This is a genomic window from Bradyrhizobium sp. Bra64 (genome assembly GCF_024519875.1).
GTDB lineage: Bacteria > Pseudomonadota > Alphaproteobacteria > Rhizobiales > Xanthobacteraceae > Bradyrhizobium > Bradyrhizobium japonicum_G.
Window position 1 is genome coordinate 457,009 of the sequence record NZ_JALJRD010000002.1, and the last position, 23,143, is coordinate 480,151.

Annotated in this window: 25 protein-coding genes; 9 read left to right on the top strand and 16 right to left on the bottom strand. The window is 65.0% G+C overall.

Features of this window, described 5'->3' with window-relative positions; translation table 11 throughout:
* The first annotated feature begins 177 nt into the window (after positions 1-177).
* Entirely contained in the window at positions 178-978 is an 801-nt protein-coding gene (locus tag NR187_RS09685) for an IclR family transcriptional regulator (RefSeq protein ID WP_211382925.1), read from the top strand.
* A gap of 67 nt (positions 979-1,045) precedes the next feature.
* On the opposite strand, the gene NR187_RS09690 is transcribed toward NR187_RS09685, so the two are convergent.
* The 4 genes from NR187_RS09690 to NR187_RS09705 are packed head-to-tail and all read right to left on the bottom strand — an operon-like array spanning position 1,046 to position 5,214.
* Entirely contained in the window at positions 1,046-2,230 is a 1,185-nt protein-coding gene (locus tag NR187_RS09690; protein WP_211382924.1) for an MFS transporter, read from the bottom strand.
* Positions 2,231-2,258: 28 nt separating this feature from the next.
* Entirely contained in the window at positions 2,259-3,479 is a 1,221-nt protein-coding gene (locus NR187_RS09695) for an MFS transporter (protein WP_211382923.1), read from the bottom strand.
* The gene (locus NR187_RS09700; protein ID WP_256806347.1) at positions 3,476-4,846 is read right to left on the bottom strand and encodes an NAD(P)-binding domain-containing protein; all 1,371 of its coding nucleotides are present in this window, start codon (positions 4,844-4,846) and stop codon (positions 3,476-3,478) included. Before NR187_RS09700 ends, NR187_RS09695 begins: the two co-directional genes overlap by 4 nt.
* A gap of 50 nt (positions 4,847-4,896) precedes the next feature.
* Positions 4,897-5,214 carry a helix-turn-helix transcriptional regulator gene (locus NR187_RS09705; protein WP_211382921.1) on the bottom strand — a complete coding sequence of 106 codons (318 nt, stop codon included), beginning with the start codon at positions 5,212-5,214 and terminating at the stop codon, positions 4,897-4,899.
* A gap of 123 nt (positions 5,215-5,337) precedes the next feature.
* Here NR187_RS09705 and NR187_RS09710 point away from each other — a divergent pair, with 123 nt between their 5' ends.
* From NR187_RS09710 to arsC, 3 genes are read left to right on the top strand one after another with little or no spacing between them, the layout of a single operon-like run.
* Complete coding sequence (locus tag NR187_RS09710; RefSeq protein ID WP_211382920.1) at positions 5,338-5,700, top strand: helix-turn-helix transcriptional regulator; 363 nt, start codon at positions 5,338-5,340, stop codon at positions 5,698-5,700.
* Complete coding sequence (locus NR187_RS09715) at positions 5,693-6,397, top strand: MIP/aquaporin family protein (protein ID WP_211382919.1); 705 nt, start codon at positions 5,693-5,695, stop codon at positions 6,395-6,397. The genes NR187_RS09710 and NR187_RS09715 overlap by 8 nt, the downstream gene beginning before the upstream one ends.
* The gene (arsC, locus tag NR187_RS09720; RefSeq protein WP_211382918.1) at positions 6,394-6,795 is read left to right on the top strand and encodes an arsenate reductase (glutaredoxin); all 402 of its coding nucleotides are present in this window, start codon (positions 6,394-6,396) and stop codon (positions 6,793-6,795) included. The genes NR187_RS09715 and arsC overlap by 4 nt, the downstream gene beginning before the upstream one ends.
* Positions 6,796-6,894: 99 nt before the next feature.
* Here arsC and NR187_RS09725 read toward each other — a convergent pair whose 3' ends face one another.
* Genes NR187_RS09725 through NR187_RS09740 form a run of 4 tightly spaced genes read right to left on the bottom strand, consistent with a single transcriptional unit; the run spans position 6,895 to position 11,758 of the window.
* Positions 6,895-7,659: a hypothetical protein gene (locus NR187_RS09725; protein WP_211382917.1), complete on the bottom strand. Its 765-nt coding sequence runs from the start codon at positions 7,657-7,659 to the stop codon at positions 6,895-6,897.
* A 2-nt stretch (positions 7,660-7,661) separates the two neighbouring features.
* The gene (locus NR187_RS09730; protein ID WP_249128946.1) at positions 7,662-7,820 is read right to left on the bottom strand and encodes a hypothetical protein; all 159 of its coding nucleotides are present in this window, start codon (positions 7,818-7,820) and stop codon (positions 7,662-7,664) included.
* A gap of 35 nt (positions 7,821-7,855) precedes the next feature.
* Positions 7,856-8,332: a hypothetical protein gene (locus tag NR187_RS09735; RefSeq protein ID WP_256806348.1), complete on the bottom strand. Its 477-nt coding sequence runs from the start codon at positions 8,330-8,332 to the stop codon at positions 7,856-7,858.
* Between the two features lie 6 nt (positions 8,333-8,338).
* Positions 8,339-11,758, bottom strand: a complete 3,420-nt coding sequence (locus NR187_RS09740; protein ID WP_211382915.1) for a CHAT domain-containing tetratricopeptide repeat protein — start codon at positions 11,756-11,758, stop codon at positions 8,339-8,341.
* A gap of 54 nt (positions 11,759-11,812) precedes the next feature.
* Between NR187_RS09740 and NR187_RS09745 the strand changes: the two genes are divergently transcribed.
* Positions 11,813-12,841 carry a dienelactone hydrolase family protein gene (locus NR187_RS09745; protein ID WP_249128945.1) on the top strand — a complete coding sequence of 343 codons (1,029 nt, stop codon included), beginning with the start codon at positions 11,813-11,815 and terminating at the stop codon, positions 12,839-12,841.
* A gap of 35 nt (positions 12,842-12,876) precedes the next feature.
* On the opposite strand, the gene NR187_RS09750 is transcribed toward NR187_RS09745, so the two are convergent.
* Positions 12,877-13,638, bottom strand: a complete 762-nt coding sequence (locus NR187_RS09750) for a hypothetical protein (RefSeq protein ID WP_211382914.1) — start codon at positions 13,636-13,638, stop codon at positions 12,877-12,879.
* Between the two features lie 14 nt (positions 13,639-13,652).
* Positions 13,653-13,841, bottom strand: a complete 189-nt coding sequence (locus tag NR187_RS09755) for a hypothetical protein (RefSeq protein WP_211382913.1) — start codon at positions 13,839-13,841, stop codon at positions 13,653-13,655.
* A gap of 253 nt (positions 13,842-14,094) precedes the next feature.
* Here NR187_RS09755 and NR187_RS09760 point away from each other — a divergent pair, with 253 nt between their 5' ends.
* Positions 14,095-15,072 carry a DUF2336 domain-containing protein gene (locus NR187_RS09760; RefSeq protein ID WP_211382912.1) on the top strand — a complete coding sequence of 326 codons (978 nt, stop codon included), beginning with the start codon at positions 14,095-14,097 and terminating at the stop codon, positions 15,070-15,072.
* On the opposite strand, the gene NR187_RS09765 is transcribed toward NR187_RS09760, so the two are convergent.
* The 4 genes from NR187_RS09765 to NR187_RS09780 form a co-directional block, all read right to left on the bottom strand.
* A complete protein-coding gene (locus NR187_RS09765) occupies positions 15,073-15,417 on the bottom strand; it encodes a DUF1491 family protein (RefSeq protein ID WP_211382911.1) in 345 nt (114 codons plus the stop codon). It abuts the gene before it with no gap.
* Between the two features lie 53 nt (positions 15,418-15,470).
* Complete coding sequence (locus NR187_RS09770; protein WP_211382910.1) at positions 15,471-15,683, bottom strand: hypothetical protein; 213 nt, start codon at positions 15,681-15,683, stop codon at positions 15,471-15,473.
* A 158-nt stretch (positions 15,684-15,841) separates the two neighbouring features.
* Positions 15,842-16,540, bottom strand: coding sequence for a peptidoglycan-binding protein (locus tag NR187_RS09775; protein WP_256806350.1), 699 nt, complete (start codon positions 16,538-16,540; stop codon positions 15,842-15,844).
* Positions 16,533-18,401: an ATP-binding protein gene (locus NR187_RS09780; protein ID WP_256806351.1), complete on the bottom strand. Its 1,869-nt coding sequence runs from the start codon at positions 18,399-18,401 to the stop codon at positions 16,533-16,535. The genes NR187_RS09775 and NR187_RS09780 overlap by 8 nt, the downstream gene beginning before the upstream one ends.
* A gap of 406 nt (positions 18,402-18,807) precedes the next feature.
* On the opposite strand from NR187_RS09780, the gene NR187_RS09785 reads away from it, so the two are divergent.
* Positions 18,808-19,233, top strand: a complete 426-nt coding sequence (locus tag NR187_RS09785; protein ID WP_211382907.1) for a DUF5330 domain-containing protein — start codon at positions 18,808-18,810, stop codon at positions 19,231-19,233.
* Between the two features lie 69 nt (positions 19,234-19,302).
* Positions 19,303-19,731 carry a SufE family protein gene (locus tag NR187_RS09790; protein WP_211382906.1) on the top strand — a complete coding sequence of 143 codons (429 nt, stop codon included), beginning with the start codon at positions 19,303-19,305 and terminating at the stop codon, positions 19,729-19,731.
* A gap of 4 nt (positions 19,732-19,735) precedes the next feature.
* On the opposite strand, the gene NR187_RS09795 is transcribed toward NR187_RS09790, so the two are convergent.
* Both NR187_RS09795 and NR187_RS09800 read right to left on the bottom strand, forming a co-directional pair.
* The gene (locus NR187_RS09795) at positions 19,736-20,152 is read right to left on the bottom strand and encodes a MucR family transcriptional regulator (protein WP_211382905.1); all 417 of its coding nucleotides are present in this window, start codon (positions 20,150-20,152) and stop codon (positions 19,736-19,738) included.
* 149 nt (positions 20,153-20,301) lie between these two features.
* Positions 20,302-21,168 (bottom strand): DUF308 domain-containing protein, encoded by an 867-nt coding sequence (locus NR187_RS09800; RefSeq protein ID WP_211382904.1) that lies wholly within the window; start codon positions 21,166-21,168, stop codon positions 20,302-20,304.
* A gap of 313 nt (positions 21,169-21,481) precedes the next feature.
* Between NR187_RS09800 and NR187_RS09805 the strand changes: the two genes are divergently transcribed.
* On the top strand, positions 21,482-23,131 hold the full coding sequence (locus NR187_RS09805) for a glycosyltransferase family 39 protein (RefSeq protein ID WP_211382903.1): 1,650 nt from the start codon (positions 21,482-21,484) through the stop codon (positions 23,129-23,131).
* The last annotated feature ends 12 nt before the right edge of the window (positions 23,132-23,143 follow it).

Sequence of the window (23,143 nt, forward strand, 5' to 3'; positions counted from 1 at the left end):
TGAGCGCGCCCGGCAGGGCTTCACTTTGCGCTGCACAAATCCTGTTCACCTTTCGGCAGAGCCAACGATATGGGCAACAAGCGATCGCATCAAAGATATTTTTCATATTTTGGTAGTTTTAATTCCGAAAAATGATAATTTGTCTTACAGAGACGACTACGCCTGAGAGGATGCAAAATGCCGCAAGACAACGCCGAAGGACCTCTCGACCGTGCATTCGCCATCGTCGGCCATGTCGCCGGTCAAGTCAGGGCGGTCTCGGTCGCAGAAATCGCCAATGCGCTCGCTCTGCCGCTACCGACCGCGCATCGACTCATCGGAAATCTGGAGCAGCGCGGGCTGCTTCAGAGAGCGCTCGGAACAAAGCGCTACGTGGTCGGCAATCAACTGGTCACGTTGTCAGCCCGGGTCATCGGCGCCGCTTTTCGTACCGCACGTCGGCATGCTGTGCTCCGCGCAGTCGCCACTGAAATCGGCGAGCAGTGCGAGATCGGCGTCGTGCGTGACAATGTCGTTGCGTATGTCGACAGCGTCCGCGTGTCGCAACCTCAAGGTCTCCAGTTCAACCCGGGGGAAGCAGCGCCACTTCACTGCACGTCCACCGGCAAGATCTACATGAGCCGGTTGCCGGAGCGGGCGCGTGAGAGGCTGTGCTGGGCGCTCCCTCTCACCAAATATACCGACACGACGATCATCGACGTCGAGAGCCTGATGAAGGTCCTCGATGAGACCCGCAAACGCGGCTGGGCCAAGACCAACGAAGAGTATGTGAGAGGGGTCGTTGGCTGCGCTGTTCCGATCCTGTCTCCGGATCGCGAGTTGATCGCGTGCCTGGGCGTCTCCGTTCCCGTGGCACGCGTGAGCTTCGCCGAGTTGGACCGGTTCATAGCTCCACTCCAGAAAGCCGCTGCGTTGCTATCGGAAACAATCCTCCAGGCTGATGAGGATGGGGGGAGCGATGCATCCGAGAAATTCTGATCCTGTTCCCCTGTCCATTTCCACCCCGTCCAGTTCTGCACTCCCCTCGAAGCGAGCACCTGACTCGCTAGTCCACCGACACCGGCTTCCGTGGTGGGACCTTCCGCGCCCAGAGCAGTGCGAGCGGCCCCACCGCGATTCCGGCTGCGAGGACGATGAACGCCAGCAGCCAGCCGTGCGCGCTCTGCGGGCCGCCGGCAATGTCGAGCGCAGCGCCCGTCCCCCAGGCCCCAACCGCTGACAGGCCGAAGCCCACCGTCGAGTGCAGGGCCAGGGTTGCACCCCGATGCTCTGATGTCGCGGCGGCCGACATGCCGGCGGTCAGCGCGCCCGAATCCGCCGGCACCGTCAAACCGTAGACGAGCAGCAGCAGCGCGAGCACCCATGCCGGCGCAGTTGCGTTGAGCCCGATGATCAGTGCGACGCAGGCCGACGTGATCATCACGATCGTGATCGCCCGATGGCGGCCGAACTTCAGTGCGGCCTCGTTGCCGAGGATGCTGGCGGGCATCGAGATCACTGCGAAGCAGAAGCTCAGCAAGACGGGGCTCAGCCACGACGGCGCGCCTTGATGAGCGATGACGAAGGTCCAGAACCCGACCAGCCAGGTGCGGATGCCGTAGAGTTCGAAGCAATGGGCGCCGTAGCCGAATATGTATCCGAGCGCCTCGCGGTTGGCGAAGACGGGTGCGAAGTTCAGGAGGCGTCCGGCCTTCGGCGCAGGCCGCTGCCCCTGCATGAGGAGGCACGCGACGACCATTGCGACGGGACCGAAGCCGGTGACAAGGAAAGCGGTCCGCCAGCCCCAACGGTCGGCGATCACTTGCGCGAGCAGGAACGAGAGGCCGACGCCGACCGAGAAGCTCGACGTGTACAGCGTGACGGCGCGCGAGGTGTCGCCGGCAGGAAGCCGGTCCGTCAGCGCCTTCAGGCCGGGCATGTACGCACCGGCAAATCCAAGCCCTGCAAGGGACCAGATCGCGGTCGCGGACCAAAACCCTTGCGCGAAGATTCCGAACGCTACGGTCGCCAGCCCGCTGACGATCGAGCCCCAGAGCAGAACGAGCCGTGCGTCGACCCGATCGGTCAACGTCGTCAACACGGGCACGGCGAGCATGTAGCCGAACGCATAACCGCTCGCCATCAAGCCGCCTTCGGCCGCCGACAGCCCCCACGCCGGCATCAGATGCTGCGCCAGATTCGCGGACAACGTCACATGCGGCAGCAGGTTGCCGACCTGGCCGATGCACATCACCGCAATCAGGGACCGGCCGCTCAGGTTACGAATGCTGTCCTCCCGCCTGAAGCGGTTTCGATGGCGCCTCGTCCGTACGAAGCAGCAGAAGCGCAAAGAAGGCCGAGACCGAGACCAGCGCACTGATCCACAGCGCACCGCTGCCGATGTGCTCCACCATCAACCCCAATGCGAGCGGCGCGGCGGCACCCGTCACCCGGGACGGCAGCGAGATCATGCCGACGCGCCTGCCGAATCCGGCCGGCCCGAACAGCACCAATGGGAGCGTCCCGCGGGCAATGGTGATGATGCCGTTGCCTGCCCCGTACAGCACCGTGAAAGTCGACGCGAGCAAGGGTCCGCCCACCACCAGCGCAACGACGCCGATTGGATTCATCAGCACGGCCAGCCTCGCCGAGAGCAGCGGATGAAACCGGGCGAGCCATCCTGCCTCCAGCAGGCGCGCGCCGACCTGCGCAGGGCCAACCAACGCGCCCGCGAGCAAGGCCTGGGCCGGTGTCGCGCCGAACGCAACCAGCATGGTCGGCAGAATGGCCGAGATTCCCGAACTGACGAAACTTGCTGCCGCAAACATGTAGGCCAGCAGCACCATGGCGAAAGTCTCGCTCTGGCGTCCGGTCTGCTGGTGCGCGCCGGTGCCCGGTCGGGACTGCTGGTCCAACGGGACCGCACGCGGCAGCGAGAGATTGAGCGGCAACGCAAGGCCGATATGGATCACCGCCCAGACCTGGCAGGCCACACGCCAGCCGTACTCGGAATCCAGCCACGTCGTGAGGGGCCAGCCGAGGGTGCTGGCAAAGCCGGCAATCAGGGTGATGCCGGTAATGGTTCGTCGTGCATGGGTGCCATAGATGCGCGCAAGCGTCGCGAAAGCCGCTTCATAGAGCCCCATGCCCATGCCGATCCCGAGCAGCGTCCAGGCTGCAATCAGGACCGCTACGCCATGGGCGACGGACAGCAGGAGCAAGCCTGCTACGAACACGAGGTTCGAGATGGCGAGCAGGCTTCGCCCTCCGAACGTATCGATGGCGTGCCCGACGCGCGGGCCGAGCAGCCCGGAGATCACGAGCGCTCCCGACAGCGCGCCGAACACGTAAGTCGGCGCAAGACCGAGATCGCGCGCGATCGGCGCAGCCAGGATGGCGGGGAGATAGTAACTCGACGCCCACGCGATGGTTTGCGCGGTGCCGAGCGCGAACACGATGGCGAACGGACCTCGGGCCTGGCCCGCAGGGACCGGCGTCATGAACAACCGCACCCCGCGCCACCTGCCTCCTTCGCCGCTTCGTCGGCGGCGCAACAGGCCGTTGGTTCCTGCTTCGCCGGCCCGCCGCAACATCCTGATGCGGCTTCAATGGACTCGACGCCGCCGCGCGTGCAGACGCCGGTCTCCGGCAGCACGAGCTCGACCCTCGCCGCAGCCTCCTTGTCGCCGGCAAGTTCGGCCGCGATCGAGCGGACCTGCTCATAGCCCGTCATCATGAGAAAAGTCGGGGCGCGCCCGTAGGACTTCATGCCGGCGAGATAGAAACCCGGCTCGTCATGCGCGAGCTCGCGCGCGCCGTGCGGGCGCACCGTACCGCAGCTGTGCTCGTTGGGATCGATCAGCGGCGCCAGCGCGGCCGGTGCCTCGATGGCGGGATCGAGCCGCAGGCGCAGTTCGGACAGGAACGACAGATCGGGACGAAAGCCGGTGGACACGATCAGCTCATCCGCAACCACGCTTCGCGCGCCGCAACAGCTGCCGGCCGCGATCCTGAGGCGACCGTCGGATTCGGACAGATGCGTGACGCCGAATTCGGTCTCGACCTTGATCTTCCCGGCGGCAACAAGCGCGGCGAAGGCGCTGCCAAGCTCGCCGCGTGCGGCAAGCTTGTCGTTGCGGCCGCCGCCAAATGCCTTGGCGGGATCGGCGCCGCGCAACAGCCAGATCGCTTGCGTCCCCGGCACCTCGTCCGCGAGATGCACGAGATCGATCAGCGTGCCCACCGCGGAATGACCGGCGCCGAGCACCGCGACGGTCTTGCCGGCATATCTGGCGCGAGCGGCCCCGCGGACATCCGGCATGCCGTAGCCGATGTGGCCGGCGCATTCACGCTCGCCGATCGCCGGCAAGCCGTTACCGCCGGCCGGATTGGGCGAGAACCATGTGCCTGATGTATCGATCACGGCATCCGCGCGCAGGACTTCGGGACCTTTGCCGTTCTGGTAGCGGATTTCGAAAGGCGCCTGGTTTCGTCCCCGGGTCTTCGCCTTGTCGAAACCGACGCGGCTGATGGCAGAGACGCGGCTGGATGTCCGGATCACTTCGCGCAGCGGCGTTCGCCTCGCGAGCGGCGTCAGATATCGATCGAGCAGTTCGCCGCCGGTCGGATAGGACTTGGGATCCGGCGAATTCCATCCCGTCGGTGCGAGCAAACGCGCGGCGGCGTTGTCGACATTGTATTCCCATGGCGAGAAGAGCTGGACGTGGCTCCACTGGCGAACCGCGTGTCCCACTTCGGGTCCGGCCTCGAGCACGATGGGCGACATGCCGCGTTCGAGCACATGGGCGGCCGCAGCGAGACCCACCGGCCCCGCCCCGACGACGGCAACTGTCTTCACGTCGCTCATGTCCCTACTCCCGTCATTCTAGAATGATCGAATAAATCGGCCGAGAAGGATCACGCCGCCGTCTGCGCATTCCTGCATCCGACTTCGTCTGCGCAGCACTCCGCCGCCAGAAAATCGACCAGCCCCCGCATCGCATCGAAGTTCGCGTGACAGACCAGGGTCGTCGATTCCCGGACTTGACTGACAAGCCCGACCGAGACCAGCGTCTTGATGTGATGCGACAGCGTCGACGCCGGGATCTTCAGCTTCTCCTGTAAACGGCCCACGGGCATGCCCGAGTGCCCTGCCCGGACCAGGGCGCGATAGATCTGGAGCCGGGTTTGATTGCCCAAGGCTTCCAGACGTGCGGCTGCGTCAGCGATCTTCATCGCTCCATATTGCGTCCGACCGTCTGCGCCGTCAACTGTACTTCTAGAATATTCGAAATATGAACCGAGAAGGCGCTCCGGATTCGGTTGACGGAAATCCAATATTTCCATAAATCTGGATATATGGAAACTGAAGAAGCCGTTCTCGCGCTCGCCGCCCTCTCCCAGTCGACCCGCCTGGAGGCGTTCCGGACGCTCGTCAGGCACGAGCCCGACGGCCTTGCGGCCGGCGACCTCGCCCGCCTGCTGGAAGTCCCTCCGAACACGCTGTCGGCCCATCTGTCGATCCTGACACGCGCGCGCCTCGTCAGCTCCGAGCGCCGCAGCCGCTCGATCGTCTACCGCGCCAACCTTTCCGAATTCCGGGACGTCGCGGTCTTCCTGCTGCGGGATTGCTGCGGCGGGCGGCCGGAAGTTTGCGAGCCGGTCGTCGATAGCCTTCAAGCCTGCTGCTCGCCAAAACGAAAGGAGAAAAGCCGTGCCTGACCAGTTCGATCTTCCGCGCCGCCTCGCGGCTGAAGCGCTGGGCACGGCCATTCTCGTCGCCACGGTGGTCGGATCGGGCATCATGGCCGAGACGCTGACCAAGGACGCCGCTCTGGCGCTTCTGTGCAATACGTTGCCGACCGGCGCCATTCTGGTCGTCCTGATCACCGTGCTCGGACCGATCTCCGGCGCGCACTTCAATCCGGCGGTCACGCTGGTCTTTACCGGCAAGCGCGAACTGCCGGTGAACGAGGCCGGACTTTACGTGGCCGCGCAGATCGCCGGCGGCATTGCGGGAACGATGGCAGCGCATCTGATGTTCGGACTCCCGCTGATCGACCTCTCGACGAAGGTGCGAACCGGAGGGCCGCAATGGTTCGCCGAAGCCGTCGCCGCCTTCGGCCTCGTCGCAACGATCCTGGCCGGCATCCGTTTCCAGCGCACTGCCGTCCCCTGGCTGGTCGGCCTGTACATCACGGCGGCGTACTGGTTCACGGCCTCGACCTCGTTTGCCAATCCGGCGGTGGCGATCGCAAGGTCGCTGACAAACACGTTCTCGGGCATACGTCCCGCCGACCTGCCCGGATTCATCCTCGCGGAGCTCTGCGGAGCCCTTGCCGGCATGCTGCTGATGAACTGGCTGCTCGGACGGCCCGAGGCGCGAGGCCCCATCCCAATCGCGGAGACGACCCGATGAGCGTCACGATCTATCACAACCCCGACTGCGGCACCTCGCGCAACACGCTGGCGATGATCCGGCAGAGCGGCGTCGAGCCTGTCGTCATCGAATATTTGAAGACGCCGCCATCCCGCGAAACACTGGTCGGGCTCGTCAAGGCCATGGGCATGTCCGCTCGCGCGCTGCTGCGGGAGAAAGGCACGCCCTATCGCGACCTCGGCCTCGACGACACCAAATGGTCCGACGACGAGCTGATCGATCAGATGCTCGCGCATCCCATCCTGATCAACCGTCCGATCGTCGTGACGCCAAAGGGCACGCGATTGTGCCGGCCCTCGGAAGCGGTGGTCGACCTCCTGGACAACCCCGTCGGCCGCTTCGTGAAGGAGGACGGCGAGGTGGTCGAAACGCGATAGCTGCGCTGGCGGACGCGCTGAAGGATCTTGTCGCAAAACTGCAGAAGCAGCGGCGCAAACCCGACCGGAGCGGGCGACGGCGCTGAACCGCTCGGCCAGCTATCCCAGCAAGCCCTTCAAGCCGGCGTAGATCGAGCCGACGGCCGTCGCGGCGATGCCGGCCAGCGGCCCCACGGTTTGCATGAGGTCCTGGATCAATCGAGCCCTGCGACGCAACTGTTCTTCACCGACATGCTGTCCGAGCAAGCGCGCCATCCTGAAGGCGAACGCGTTCGGCTTGCCTCCCTGGGCAAGCACACGCGGCAGCACCTGGAAGATCAAGACGCCCAGGATGTTTCCGGAGACGAAGGCCAGCATGATGCTCACCCCGTATTCGAACACTTCCCGCCATTCAATCCACACCGTCGGCAGGATCGGGACGCGATCGTGGATTCCAGTGACCGTCAGCATCGCCAGGATGCTGACGCTCGCGGCCAGGACCGCCAGCAGAAACGCCCCCATCGCCGAAACCCTGTGCAGGGGATAGGCGACGAATCCGAACAGCAGCGGGATGACGATCGATGCAATCCGAAGCGGAATCGGAGACAGGTTGAAGGCGATGGTCACGAGGACATGTGCCACGGTCAGCAGCGCCGCCGGAATCACGACGTAGAGCAGCGCATGCGTTCCGAAATAGCGCAGCGGATTGTTGTATCGCTCAAGGCGGACATTGACGCGGTCCAGATCGCGCCTGAGCTTGTCCAGTTCGGAAACGATGTCGTCGATCTCGAGAAGCGTTGGCCGCACGACGCGCAAGTCCCGCGAGCAGTGCTTGCACGCGATCGCTTCGTCCTTGATCGTCTCGGCGCAGAACGGACATTCCATCGTCAGCGCGACTTCCGGCGCAGCATGATGGCCTCGATCTCGCCCCTGGCCCGCTTCAGCTCGTCGCGCAGCTCATCGCGCTTGCGCAGGAGATCATCCCGCTCCGCGATCAGCGTCGCGGGGACGGCGATGTCGCGCGAGCAGGACGTGCAAACCAGCACACCATCCGCATTCACGGATTGGCAGTACGGACATATCACTTGGGCGCGACCTTCAGGGTGAAGATGGTCGTGCCCGGCCTGCCATCGCTATCCTTGATGTCGACCCGAACCGTGTATTCGCCCGGCGGCAACTCCGCGTCCTGCATGTTGATGCCGTCGGACTGGACAAACGGCTTCACCCGCGAGGTGAGATCGACATTCGGCGTTCGCAGAAAGATCACCTTCACCGACTCCGGATCAATCTTTGCCCCGCCATACGACTCGAATTTCAATACGAGCCGCATGGGCGAGTTGACGGCGTCGCCCGGCGAGACGAACTCCACCTTTGGACCGCGCATGATACCGCGCCGGTCCGCCGCGATCGCACCCTTTGGCGGCGGCAATTTGGCTTCCTCTTCCGTGATGAGAGGTGTCGCTCGCGATGCGCCCGAAAGCAACAGACCCGCACCAATAAGCCCAAGCAGAATGTGACGCTTCATTGTGAATTCACCCATGCCCTTGCCTGCCTTCACCTGCGATCAACGTACGCCGCCATCGCCGATGATCGTGTACGGCGCCCAGAACAGCGGATGCGCATAGGCAAACTCGGTCTTGCCTTCGCTGTTGAGATAGCCGGGTCCGTCGACAAGGGCCATCATCGCCTCGCGCAGCGCCTGGCTCCGCGACAGCTTGGGATCATCCGCCTGCCGCTTGAACAGGTCGGTCACCAGTTGCCGTGCCGATTGCGAATGCACCGACCAGTTCGTGACCAGCAAGGCGCGCGTTCCGGCGTAGAAGAACGCGCGGCCGAGCCCCGACGCCGCCTCGGCGCCGGCACCTGCACCTGCACCCGTGTTGCAGGCCGACAGGATCACCCAGTCGGCATCGAGCTTGAGGCCGAGAATCTCCTCCATGGTCAGGAGGCCGTCACCGCCCTCTCCAGTCACCGTCGGGGACGACAAGGCCAGCGCCGGCTGTGTCAATCCATTGAGCTCGCCCGGGACCAGACCGTGGGTGGCGAAGGCCAGAATCCTGAAGCCGGAGAGGTCCATCGTCTTGACGACGCTCTCGGTCGCACTCTTGCCGAGGAACAACACCTTTGAAGGATCCGCCTGCAAGGCCAGCGCGATCGACTTCAGCTCATCGGCCGTGTCGGGAAGCCGGGGCAGCAGACCGAGTTCGGCACTGTCGACACCCTCCAGCTTGGGACTGTTGCGCCGCTTGAGCGGCCCGCCGCGCGTCACGTTGCCGGCGGCGTCGGCGACCAGAACCTTGGCCTGATCGCCTTCGGCCTCAGCCTCGGCCTGCTGATCCTTGTTGAAATAGGGATCGCCGAATGCCACCAGGTCTCCCCTGCCGGGCTTGCCAGGGGGCAATTGTCGCAGCGTGCGCAAGGCTGCAGCCGACGGCACCGTCGACACGGCATGGGTGCGGGCCAGCCAGGGCACATTGCGGTAGCCGACGAACAGCGGATCCTCGTCCTGAGCAACTTCGGCCGGTGCGGTCGGCAGCAGCGAGAGCGGCAACAGGCCCAGGGCGCCATTGGTGACCACGATGAGATTGTTGGCCGGTTTCCATCCGCTCTCGACGGGCTTCAGCAGCAGCTCATAGAGCTCGTAGCCGAGCTTGAGATCGAAGGGCGGAATATCCGAGATCATCGCGGCCTGCGGCTCGAGCGCCTCCCGCAGCTTGCGAATCTTCGTCTCGATGTCGCCGATACCCGCCTTGACCGCGGCGAAAGCCACCGGGCCCGACTTCGGCACGGCCCAGACGAAGCTGCCGTTATGGCCAAAATAGAAGGACAGCATCGCCTCATTGTCGGCAAGCGTCGCGCGAATCTCGGCGACGCTCGGCGGCCGGGGCGAGACGAGATCGGCGTAGGTGGGAAACTTCTGCTTGATCTGCTGGCGCGCCTTGTCGCGTTCGCCGCGCAAGGCCGCGATCGACGCCTGGATCTGCTGAACTCCCTTGTCGTCGCGTTCCGCCGAGGGAAGCGCGAGCACGTTGTTGAGTGTGCCGAGCTGGGCGTTGACCTGTTTGGTGAGGTCCTGCTCCTTGCGGACGAGCTCGGCGAGCGCGGGATCCTTTGCTGCTGCGCGAGCACTGGAGGCCGCGAGCGCCTGCTGCACCGAACGACCACGAACGGCATCGGCGAGACTGAAGGTCTCCTCGCCAATGCCGTTGCCCTCGGCCCTCGCGAGCAGCAGGAGGTAGCTCTCGACGATCGACTGCAGCCGCTGGCTGCGTGCCGCCACCACACTCGTGTTCTCGTCGTCGGCGTTTTCGTTGGCGTTCGCCATCATGACCGGAATGGCCGCCTTGAATTCCCGGATCGCGTCGGCGTCGCGCCGCGCGCGCATCAGGCCGACCGCCAGGGTGCCGCGCGCCGAGGCGGCGTCGAAATGGTTTTCGCCGACCCGAGCGATCTGCTTCTTCACCAATTGCTCGGCGGCAGCGATCCCGGCGTCCAATTGACCAGCGCCGTAGAGCGACATGATCCGGGACGGATTGAGCTCGAAGACCTGGCGGCGCTGCGGCTCCCAATTGGCGATCGCCTTGTCGATCCTCGCAAACATGTCGTTCGCCTCGGCAGTCTTGCGCTGGATCGTCAGAATGCCGGCAAGCTGCGAGAACAATTGCACCGTCGCCTGCGAGTCCTCCGGCACGCCTACCGTCTTGTTGATCTCTAGGGCGACACGGCCCAGCTTCTCGGCTTCGTCGTAACGGCCCTGATCGACCAGAATGCTGGCCAACCCGATCACGAAGCGCGGCGTGACGGGATTGTACTTGCCGGTGTCCTTCAAGCGCGACAGCAGCGCACGGCGGGCGTCGACCTCGGCTTCGGCCAGCCTGCCCTGTCGGGCCTTCATGCGTGCCTGATTCAGCACGATGCCGTCGATAGCTTGCAGCAGAATAGTTTCCGCGGGCGGACTGTCCGCATCCATGATGGCCTTCGTGCTCGACCGCTTGCGAATCTCCGCGGTGCGATAGGCTGCCTCGGCTTCGGCAAACTGGCCGCGCGCCTCGAAGATCTGGGCGCGGGACATCTCCAGCTCACCTTCCCAACTCTGGCCGAACTTGGCATAGGAGGCTCGCCAGCCGGGAAGGCCGCTGGTGCGCGCTTCCTGAATCGCGGTCAGGCTGCGGCGCATATACGCTTCGGCCTGCGCCACATCGCCCATCTGAATGAGAACGGACGCAATCCCACGGTTGGTATTGAACTGCAATCCCTTGGCGCCTGGCATGCTGGCCGATTCGCGCAGAAGTCTTTGCATGATCTCGAGAGAACGCTTCGGATCGCCCGCAAGGGAGTGCTGCAGCGACTGGAGTTGCATCATCCGACCGAGCATGTTCGCCCCGACGAGCCCGCGCCCCACGTCAACGGCCTTGTCTGCATCGGCGATGGATTCGGCGAGCCGGCCGAGTTGTGCGCGCGCATTGGCCCGATCGAAATAGAATTGTGCGAGGTCCTGGCGCGATTCCTTCCCCGTGGGCGCGGCGTCGGCGTCCGATCGCAATTCAGCAAGCATCTTCTCGTCAGGTTTTTCACCATCCAGGACCGCGGTGATGTCGGCGATGCTGCGAGGCGGCGCGACGAAGCCCTTCGGCAAAGCGGCCCCCGGATCGAGCTTGGGCGCGACCTCCTTCGGAAGCTCGACGGCGACGTTGGCACGGCCGTTTGCAGCGTTGAGTGCGGCGAGCACGCAAGCCCTGACCTGAGGAGACGCCTTGGCGCGGCACCCCTCGATGTCGGCACCGGCTTTGCGGCCTCCCTGCGCCTGCATGCACGCCTGCACGATCGGCTTGCCGACCGTCATCCGGCAATTTTCGAGCGCCGCCTCCTTGGTCAGCGCGGCGGCCGGACCGGTCAGCCCCAGCAAAATGGCAAATGGCAGCAGCTTCCGCGGCAGGTTGAAATCCAGACGGCTTTCAAACGGATTCCTGGTCTCTAAGCTCATCTTGAAAGACCTTTTGCGAAAAATGACCTGATACAACGAAATAATCCTATCCTCATGGATGTGGAGAACAAGCGCCAATCAGTGCGGTCCGGGGATATGCTCAAAAGGGTTAGCGGTTGCAGCAAAAGCGAGTTCCCAAGGCGCGCGGGCTGGCTGAACTGGCGCAGGCGGATCGGGCTGGTTGCAGGATTGGTTGCGGGCTGGTGCGCCGGCGGGGTCAGCGCCCAGGACGGTCAGGACGGTCCCGCGTGGCAGCCCGCGGTCTGGGAGGCCGAGACCATCTATCGCGGAGCGACAATCGCACCGGATCTGGTCCTTCCCGACACCGCTGAATCCGTCGAACAACTCGCATCGCCCCGGATGGCGCTGCTGAAGCCAACCGGACCAGGCCCGTTCCCGGCCATCGTTCTCATGCACCAGTGTAGTGGACTGCACGGGCCCGTCGCTGCGTGGGCCCGCGCGGCAATTTCACACGGCTACGTTGTCCTGCTGGTCGACAGCCTCGGGCCACGGAACGTCCAGAGCGTCTGTTTCGGTCCAAGAAACGGCGTGAATTTTTTCCGGGGCGTTAGGGATGCGCTGCAAGCCGCGGAACGTCTCCGCCAGCAGTCCTACGTCGACAAGAAGCGCATCGCTCTCGCCGGCTTCTCCTGGGGAGCCATGGTAAGTTTGCTGGCCGCGAGCCCGCACTACGTCAGCGCGTTGAAAATCGACTCGGGGTTTGCGGCGGTTGCAAGTGTCTATCCCGGCTGCTTCCGCATCACGCCGAAGGGACGGCCGCCGTTCGACCTGGTCAATACGGATATTTCGAATCCGCTTCTCGTCCTGATGGGGGGCGCCGACACCGAGACGCCCGCATCGGACTGTATCGACAAGCTGGAAGCGATCAAGGGAAGCGGTGTGCCCGCGGAGTGGCACCTCTATCCCGACGCGACGCATTGCTGGGATTGCCAACGGCTGGACGGAACGAGCAAGATCGACGTCCGCGGCCATCGCGTCGAATATCGGTTCCGACAAGATCTGACCGAAGACTCCCGGCGCCGGCTTTTTGAATTCCTGGACCGGACCATGCCAAAGCGGTAGCGCGCCGGACCTCCGCCCCGGCGGACGCGCCCCGATCAGCCCTTCACGACGACCGCGCGGCCGTAGGGCGGCTGCGCCGCGACCGGCGGGTTGGCGGTCTGGGCGGCGAGTTCGCCGATCAGGCGGTCGGCATCGGCGGCCATGCCGTCGGGCGCCTGGATCACCAGGCGTTCCAGCGCCCAGCGATAGGACGCGACGCGCTGCTCGAGGCATTGCTGGACCCACTGGATGATCAGCGAATTCTCCTGCATGCGCGCGACCGCATCCTCCCTCTCCCTCGGCGAGAGCTCGGAGACGCGCGCCATGCTGGCATTGCGCTTCTTGTCGAGATCGATGACGTGGATCGCGGAGGCGAAGAACGGCTCGAAGCGGGTGATGTCGTTGCGCACGTCCTCGATCAGCTGCGCATAGCGCGAGGAATGCGAGCGGTGCGGCTCGTCGATCAGCGTGCGTCCGTACATGGTGCGGTCGAACACGATCTTCTGCTGCCAGGGTGACGGCAGCGCCTTGTAGTCGCCGAACACGCTCTTCCAGGCCGGGCGCGACAGCGGCGGCTCGATCATGGGATAGGCGAGGTCGCGAAGCTGGCGCTCGGCGTCGGTGAGCTGGAATTGGGACGGCCTCAGGCCGACGCTGCCGGTGACCTCGGCCCCCAGCCAGCGATGCATGTCGTCGCTGCGCATGCTCTCGCGGGTGCGGCCGAAATCACCGCCGCTGCAGGCGGCGAGCATCGCGCCCAAAGCTGCGAGCAGGATGGCCGTTGCGACGGCGCGGATCTGGCGAAGGTCTTCCGGCATTGCAAAGCCGGAGGCTAGCGGCGACGGCGACGACGCCCCGGCGCTGTGCCCTGCTCCGGTCCGCGATCGCCGCTGGTTTCGTCGCTCTCGCGCTCGATGCGGATCACCGGGAGGATCAAGATCGTTCCCATGTCCGCGCGCGGAGCCACGTCCCCCGACGAGCCCACCCGGCGACCGGCCGGAAATTCGATGATGGTCCCCATGTCAGCTCTCTTCAATTGCCGCGCGACCGAGCGCGCTTCTGCAACATGGGATCATTAAGATCAGTTCATGGTTAACGGGGTGTAAACGCGCCGGCGGAACCGTAACCGCACGGGCCGGCCCCGCCGTCCCGTTGCGGCACGAGAACGGCTTCAATTGCAGGGCCGGCTTCACGCCTCGTTTTCCTTAACGAGCCTTTAAAGGAGCCTGCGATAGACTGGCGGCGAGCATCTTTTCCAGGTCGCGTATCTCTCAATGACCAAGTCGCTGTTTCCCGGATTCGACGGGCTGATGTCCCTCTCCCGTCGCGAAGGCGTCGATGTTCGCCCGACGCTGCTGCGCGTGCTGACCGACCTGTATGTCCAGACGCGCGTCCACAGCGAGGACGAACAGCGGCAATTCGTCGAACTCGCCACGCGATTGATCGACCAGGTCGACGATGCGACACGCGCGGCCGTCAAGGCACGGCTCGCGATCTATCCTCAGACGCCCGTCCCGATCCTGCAGAAGCTCGGGCTGGTCGCAGCCCAGGAAGGCCGCAGGGTTCCGCTCGCGCGCGAGACCCCGGCTGCCCCGCCGGCGCCCTCCCCGGTCCGCACGCCGACCGAGGCCGAGCAGCGCATGGCCTCGAACATGGCGATGCAGCCGAGTGACGCCGCCGAAATCCACGACATGTTCTTCCGCGCCGATGCGTCCCAGCGCGCGCTGATCCTGCACAATCTGGCGCAGACGCCGCTGAAGGCCGCGCCGCGAATTCCGACCGTGCGCGCCAAGCGCGCGATCCAGATCCTGGAGATGGCGGCGATCGCGGGCGACGTCGAGAATTTCACCTTCGAACTCGGCGACAGCCTGATCCTGCCCTCGCGCGTCGCCGCCCAGATCGTGGACGATGCCGGCGGCGAAGCGCTGGCGATCGCCGCGCGCGCTCTCGACATGCCGAGCCCGAACTTCCAGCGCATTCTGCTGTTCTTCAAGCCGGAGATCGGCATGTCGGTCGAAGCGGTGTACCGGCTGTCACGGCTCTACGATCGCCTCGGCGATCGCTCGGCGCTGGTGATGCTGGCGGCCTGGCGCGGCTCGACGCTCGCCGTCACGCGGGCAAAGTACCAGCCGTCGCTGCATGACAGCGAGCGCCAGCGCGCGCGCGCGGGCGCGAGCCAGACGCGGCCCGGCGTGCAGCCCGGCTCGAGCCCGGCGGTGCGCACCGGCACAGGCGGATCGTCGGATCGGTAATCAGGTCTTCGCGAGCTCGAGAAAGTGTCGCCCGGCGCGGTCCTCGGTCTCGACGATCCAGACATCCGAATCGAAGCGTATTTCCTTGGTCAGCCGTTCCTCGACCGCGGGCTCAGGCAGCGGCTGCTGCGCAACCGGCACGAAGAAGCGGTCGACCGGCCGGCCGTCGTCATAGACGGTCTGCGGCGCCGGCACATAGAGCATCGCATTGCCGTCGAGCAGCGACACCTTCACGAACACCGCTCCCGCCTCCTCGGCCCCGCGACGACGCACCGCGCCGTACACGCCCTCGGTCTGGCACCGGCGCAGATAGGCTGCGACCCATATGTTCGATTTCAACCGCATGAGTCCGACGATAGGCCAGCATGAAGCGCCGCGCCAGTCTCAGCGCGGGCTTCTCATGCCTTGCGCGCGCGCTGCTGTCCACCGCCGATCTGGCGTGCGACGAGGTATGACAACGGCATCGCGAGCGCAAAGCCCACGGCGACCGCGTACGGGATGTTCCTGATGGCGTCGCTGGCAAAGCTCGGGACCATCAGCACCACGATCAGGCTGATACCAGCCAGCGTGGTTCCAAGCATGATCCAGACCAGAATCGAGACCTTGAACATGACAACCTCTCCTCCTCGATGATGAAGACGAGAGATCATCGTGGCCGAAGCCGCCGGCCGTCATTGATCCCGGGCAAATCACACCAGCATGGACCCGGCTTCTTTTGCCGGCGCGCGAGGCGCAGAATTGATGCGCATCAATGACAGTTGAAGTACCGCTATTCGACGGGATGGCCGATCGCGGCGCCGAGCTCGCGCAACAGGCGGTCGGACACCTGGCCGGTCACCTGCATCCTGTGTTCGCGCTCGAATTTCTGGATCGCGGACTGGGTCTCGCCGCTCATCGCGCCCGTGACCTTCAGATTTCCATAGCCGTATTCGGACAGCGCACGCTGCACGCCGGCGATACGCCTCGCGGCGGGGCTCTGCTGCACCGGAATCGGCGCCGGCGGCCGCATCGCGGAGAGCGGCGTCGAGGTCGTTGCCTTGACCAGACTGGTCATCGGATCGCTGCCCGAGCGCGGCGCCGATGCGGTTGCCTCGACCGGCTTCTCGGCGGCCCGTTCGGCAGGCTTGGGCTCGACGCGAAACTCCGTCGCTTTCGGCTCGAGCGGCGAGGTATCGGCGCCGACGGGGCGCGGACGCGGCAACGGGTTCGACAGCGACACGGACGAGGGCGCTGGAAGATTGATCACGGTGCCGAACATCGGCGCGGGATGCCGGCCGGTCTGCAGGAACAGCGCATTGGCGACGATCGCGCCAATGGCGGCGACGGCGACGAGGCCGGCCAGCGTGTCCTTGGGGCTGTGCAGCAGCACGCGCATCACGAGGTTGCGCTCGGTCTCGATATCGATGACCGCGGCCTTGGCGCCTCGGCGGCGCGGAGCAGCTTCGTCCTTGGCAGACTTCTTAGGCACTTTTCTTCACCGGAGCAGGTTGGTCGTGAGTTTGGTCTTGAAGTTTGTCGTGAGGCTCATGACGCAGCACCGGCGTCAAGGTCGCGATCTTGCTCTCAGCCGGCATTCTATCGGCAGGTTTGGCGTGCGGCGGCGTGTAGACGAGCGGCAGCTTGACGGTGACGGCAGTGCCCTCGCCGAGCCTGCTTTGTACCGTCAATTCGCCGAGATGCAACGCCACGAGGCTCTTGACGATCGAAAGTCCGAGGCCGGTTCCTTCATGCCGTCGCTGATAGGTCTTGCCGGCCTGGAAGAACGGCGCGCCGATGCGCTTGAGATCGTCGGGTGCGATCCCGACGCCGGTGTCGCTGATGCGCAACGTGAGCTGCGATCCGGTCACCGCGGCTGTCACGGAGACCTGGCCGCCGCGCTCGGTGAACTTGATGGCGTTGGCGACGAGGTTGAGCACGATCTGCTTGAACGCGCGCGGATCTCCGGTCATGGCCGGCAGGTCCTGCGGCGCGTCCGTGACGAGATCGACGCCGTTCTCCCGCGCCTTCAGCGCCAGCAGATTGCAGCAATGCAACAGCGATGCGCGCGGCGCGAACGGCTCGGACGCGATCTCGAAATTGCCCGATTCCATCTTGGACATGTCGAGGATGCCGTTGACGACCGAGAGCAGATGCTGGCCGGAATCGTTGATCAGCTGGGCGTATTCCTTGCGCTGGGCCGCACCCAGCATCAAGGTCTGCTCCTGCGCGATCATCTCGGAGAAGCCGATGATGGCGTTGAGCGGTGTCCGCAGCTCATGGCTCATGGTGGCGAGGAAGCGCGTCTTGGCGGCATCCGCCGCCTCCGCGGCGCTGCGCGCCTGATCGAGCGCCTGCTCGGAAAGCTTGCGATCGGTGACGTCGCGCATCACGCCGACCACTTCGGCCTCGCACGTGACATCCCGGCCCATATCCTGATCGAGCGGGCGGCAGCGCATCTCGACCCAGATGAAATCGACCTGGCCACGCTCCGAGCCGACGGGCTCCCGGCGCAACCGGAATTCGACGCTGCGCACGTCGCCGCGTGCGGCATCGGACAGCGCCGTGAGATACGCCGGACGGTCGGCGACATGGACGCGGTCGAACAGACCGTGGCCGAGCAGCTGGGTGGCGGGCATGCCGAGCATCGCCTCCACCGCCGGCGAGATGAACTGCACCGCGCCGTTGCGCTGATGCCGCGAGATGACGTCGCTCATGTTGCGCGCCAGGAGGCGATAGCGCTCTTCTTCACGCGACAGCAGCGCAACGCTGGTGCGCGCGAGCGATTCCGCGCCGAAGGCAAGGGCTGCGGAATAGAGCGTCGCCGAAGCGACGCCGAACGCCATCAGCGCGCCACGTTCCGCGGCGCTGGTGTCGCCGGCCGGCAGCCAGCCGAGATGGCCGACGAGGATCAGTATCCCAGCACAGGACAGCGCGAGCAGCGAGGCGAAGGCCGCGACGCGGCGCGAGGCCGACAGCGCAGCTTCGAGCGGGACCACGACCAGCCAGATCGCTGCGAATGATTCGATGCCGCCGGTGCTAATCGCAACCGCCATGATCAGGCCAGCGAGCGCCAGCGACGACAGCACATGCGCGCCTTCATAGCGGCCGGTGCGCGACAGGAACCAGGACAACAGGATTGGCGCGATCAGCCAGGCGAAGGCGGCCACCTCGATCGCGCTCGGCGCGCCGCGCATGGCGAGATAGACCGGGAATGCGGCAAAGGCGGCCAGGCTGCCAAGCAGCCGCGGCGCCATGAAGGCACGATGGCGCGCTCGCGTCAGCGCATCGTAACGCGCGGAAGGATGCAGCAGCGCATCGAGACAATCGCGGATGATACTCAAAACTGTCACGGGTCTCGCGCTTCGGCTCACTCGTCGAGAAGACGCGCCGGAACGCCTCCTTATCGTTGAGCCACCGTGTCAGAGCGACCTTAAACGAGTGCTAAGGCAATGCGGCGCGCGGCTGGACACGGTGTCATCGCGGAGATTTTTAGGCGATTTGAACACGTCTTCGGCGGGGATGGTGAACACAGGGTTTCACCTTCCCCCGCATGGTTTCGAATTGGTGGATATGCGAGCCGGCGGAATCACGGGCACAGGGCGTCAATCGAAAATTCACGAGAACGGGACTTGGAAAGATTTTTGCGTAAATTTTCCGCGAATTAAGCGGAAGGCAATCAGTTGGGATTTATCGAGAGTTGCTAGGTCCGACATCCGCGGAGATCGCCGCGGGGGATCTAACATACAGGTCGATAAGATGCGCTTTCTGCTTCGCATCACATTCTGGCTCGGGCTGGTGCTGGTGCTCCTGCCGCGGGACAAGACGCCCGAATCGGACAAGCTGCCGCAGATCGGCGCTGCCGACGCGGTGCAGGCTGCGACCGCGGCCGTCTCCGACATGACCCAGTTCTGCAAGCGCCAGCCCGCGGCCTGCGAGGTCGGCGGACAGGCCGCGACCATCATCGGCCAGCGCGCGCAGGACGGCGCGAAGAAAATCTACCAGATCATCAACGACAAGAAAGAGCAGCTCGAGAAGACCGACAAGAAGGCGCCCGACCACACCGGCTCGATCGCGCTGGCCGGCGAAGGCGACCTTGCTGCAGGCGAGGCGCCGCACGACACCCTGTCCCAGGACGATCTCGCGCTGGAATGGCGCGGCCCGGCGCCTGCAGAGGCGAATTAGCGCCCAAACCCTATCGATTTCGGCGCCTTGCGTCCCTATATTGGCCTGAACGGGAACACACGGGCCAGCATGACGACGATCGATGAAATCAGGGATAATTTCGAGATTCTGGACGAGTGGGACGACCGCTACCGGTACGTCATCGAGCTTGGCCGCGCGCTGGAACCGATGCCCGAGGCCGAGCATTCGGCCAAGAACAAGGTGAATGGCTGCGTCAGCCAGGTCTGGCTCGCCAAGCATGTCGACCGCAGCAATGGTGCGCCGATCCTGAAGTATCTCGGCGACAGCGACGCGCATATCGTGCGCGGGCTGGTCGCGATCGTGCTCGCGCTCTATTCGGGCCGCACGCCGCAGGAGATTCTCGCGACGGACGCCCTTGCCGTGTTCGACGAATTCGGCTTCCGCGATCACCTGACGCCGCAGCGGTCCAACGGACTGCGCTCGATGGTCGAGCGCATCAAGACCGACGCAAAAGAGGCGCTCGCGGACGCATCGTGAGAAGTTACTTCCGCTTCCGCTGCTGCTGCCCCAGTCCCATCTGCTTCGCAAGCTGCGAGCGCGCCACTGCATAGTTCGGCGCGACCATGGGATAGTCGGCCGGCAGGCCCCATTTCTCGCGGTATTGCTCCGGTGTCATGTTGTACTGGGTGCGCAGATGGCGCTTCAGCGACTTGAAGCGCTTGCCGTCTTCCAGACAGACCAGATAATCGGGCGCGATCGACTTCTTCAACGAGACCGCCGGCTTTGCCGGCTCGAGCGTCGCCGTCTCGGTGCGGCCTGACGAAACCCGCACCAGGGCGCCATGCACCTGGCTGATCAGGTTCGGTATCTCGCCGGACGGCGTCGGATTGTTGCTGAGATAGGCCGACACGATGCTCGCCGTCAGCTCGATGAAATTCTTAGCCCCGGCATCCGACATGGGCCCGACCTTTCCCTAACCTTGCATTCTCATGGATTGACGACGCCGAAGTATTCCGTGTCAACAATACGTTGGGCCAAAATACGACGACTGACGAGAATGAGCTGATTACTGAGGAAACGCCGACGCTTTACTTGTGCGCCGCAGTCTCAGGACCGCTGGTCGAGATGGGCGCGCAGCTCGTCGATCGATGCGAAGCGCATCATGCCCTCCGGCATCTGCGCTTCGATCGAGCCGTCGGAATACAGCGAATAAGCCATGCCATCGACAATGCCGGATTTGAGCACGGTCACGGGCGCCTGCTCGGCCGCTGGTGCCGGGTCGGGCGGCGGCGGCGGCGGCGGGGCAGCTTCCACGAAGGTCGACGGCGAACGCGGCGGCGGGCGACGCCCGGCGGCCGGCGGTTCCGGTGCGCGCGTCCGGTCCGGCTTCGGCCAGGCGTCGTCAAAGCTCGCAGGCGGAACATCCGGTACGCCAGGCGCCGCTGACGGCTCTGCATGCGGCGGCGAGGCCTCGCCGGCCTTCGCCTCCGCACGCTCGCGCTCCTTGCGGGAGGTCGAGGCGAACAGCAAGTTGCGCCGGCGCGGTGGTTCAGGAGTTTCGGGCAGCGCTGGAACCTCCGATTCCGGCGGCGGCTCGACGCGCGGACGCTCGCGCGCGGACGCTTCGTTCTGCCACGGTGGCGGGCCTCCGGCCGGCGGTGGCGGCGCCGGCTCGATCCTGGCTGCGCTCCCCGCTTCGGGCGCGGGCGCTCCAGGCATCCCGAGACCGGGCAGCACGGGCCTCACTCGAACCTCGGACGCTGCGGCTGATCCAGCGAGCCGGCGGGCGATGCCCTTCAGTTCCGCGACCACGACATAGAGGCCGGCCAGTAACATCCCGGAGCAGACCCCGATGGTGCCGGAGATTATGAGAGTGCTGCCGAGACTGAATTCCCTGACGGTAAAGCCAAACAGGATCGCAAGGAGGCCCGCCAAAATGGCGAAAATCCCAGCGATCAACAGAGCCACGGTCATCGAACTCACCCCCGGCCGCGCATCCACACGCGACACCCGTCACGCCACGATACCGTCATACGGCGTTCCACGCCAACGGCGAATTCGGGCCTGCGTTCCTAATGAGAAGGAAATCAGGGACTTATTCACATTCCCTTCAGCTACGGCCCGCTACGTCTAGGCTCGCTCTCAAGTTTCTGGTTTTGCTGCGTCGCATCAGGAATTTAGCTATAATGCCCAATTACTTGGTAATGGAACTGCGCTATAGGGATTTCGGGGAGCAGGCCCGCGCGCGCCAGCAGGGCCAACAGGGGATTCCGGGTCACCAATAGCCATGACATCCATCACGACTTCGGCGATCGATACGCCCCTGCGGCGGTCGGTTGAACGGACTTGCGACGATCTTGCCATGCTGGTGCTGGCCGCGGTCGCCGTCATTGCAGGCTTGACCTTCCGCGACTACGGGCTCGGCTGGGACGACTACACCCACGCTGAATATGCCGACCTGCTGCTGCGCATGTTCGGTTCCGGCTTCAGGGACACCGCGGCGCTCTCCTTCGCCAATCTTTATATGTACGGCGGCGGCTTCGACATGGTCGCAGCCCTCCTGCACAAGGTGATTCCGCTCGAGCTGTTCGAGACGCGCCGTCTGCTCGGCGCGGTCGTCGGCGTGATCGGGCTTGCGGTGACGTGGCGGCTCGGCCGCCGTGTCGGCGGCCCGCTTGCGGGTCTTGCCTCGCTCCTGCTGCTCGCGCTCTGCCCGATCTTCTACGGCCACATGTTCATGAATCCGAAGGATGCGCCCTTCGCGGTGGCCATGATCATCCTGATGCTGGGCCTCGTCCGCCTCGCCGAGGAATATCCGCAGCCTTCGCCGCGCACGATCCTGATCGTCGGCTTCGGCTCGGGCCTGTCGCTCGGCTGCCGCATCCTCGGCGGGCTCGCGCTGGTCTACGCCATGGTCGGCTTCCTCCCGCTGTTCCTGGAGGAACTGCGTACCGAAGGCGTTCGCGAGGCGGCCCGCCGCTTCGCCCATGTCGTCTACGTGCTGCTGCCCGGCCTCGTGTTCGGCTACCTCGTGATGGGCCTGATCTGGCCGTGGTCGATCATGGAGCCGGGCAATCCGTTCGAGGCGCTGACCTACTTCTCGCACTTCTTCGAGAAGCCCTGGAAGGAGATGTTCGACGGCGCGATCGTGTCCGTGCCCGACATGCCCTGGTCCTATCTGCCGACGCTGTTCGCGCTCCAGCTGCCCGAGGTGATGCTGGTGCTGATGGCCGGCGCCGCGGTCAGCACTTTCGCCATGCTGCCGCGCCGCGAGGTTGCAGCGCGCCGCAAGACCATCCTGCTGATGCTGACGCTGGCGGCGACGCTGCCGCTCGCCATCGCGATGGTGAAGCGGCCGGCGCTCTACAACGGCATCCGCCATTTCGTGTTCGTGATCCCGCCAATGGCAGTGCTCGGCGGCGTCGCCTTCGGCTGGGTCATGGAGCGCCTGCGCGTCAACCACCGCACCTGGCAGCCGGTCGTGCTCGCGACCTTCTGCTTCGGCCTCGCGCTGTCGCTCGCCGAGATGATCCGGCTGCACCCCTATCAATACACCCACTTCAACCACATCGCCGGCACCGTGCGCGGCGCCGACGAGCGCTTCATGCTGGACTATTGGGGCCTGGCGCTGAAGCAGGCTTCGGACGAGCTGCGCGAGCAGATCGTCGAGCGGCAGGAAGTGCCGCCGGGCAATCGCAAGTGGAAGGTCGCGGTGTGCGGTCCGCAGCGCCCCGCGCAAGTCGCACTCGGGCCCGACTTCACCATCGGTTGGGATTCCAACGCGGCCGATTTCGCGATGACGCTCGGCGAGTTCTACTGCAAGGGCCTCACCGCACCGGTCATGGTCGAGATCAAGCGCGACGACGTGGTGTTCGCGCGCGTCTACGACATCCGCGGCCGCAGCATTTCCAGCCTGCTCTCGATCCCGGCACCGTAATATTCTTCCCCG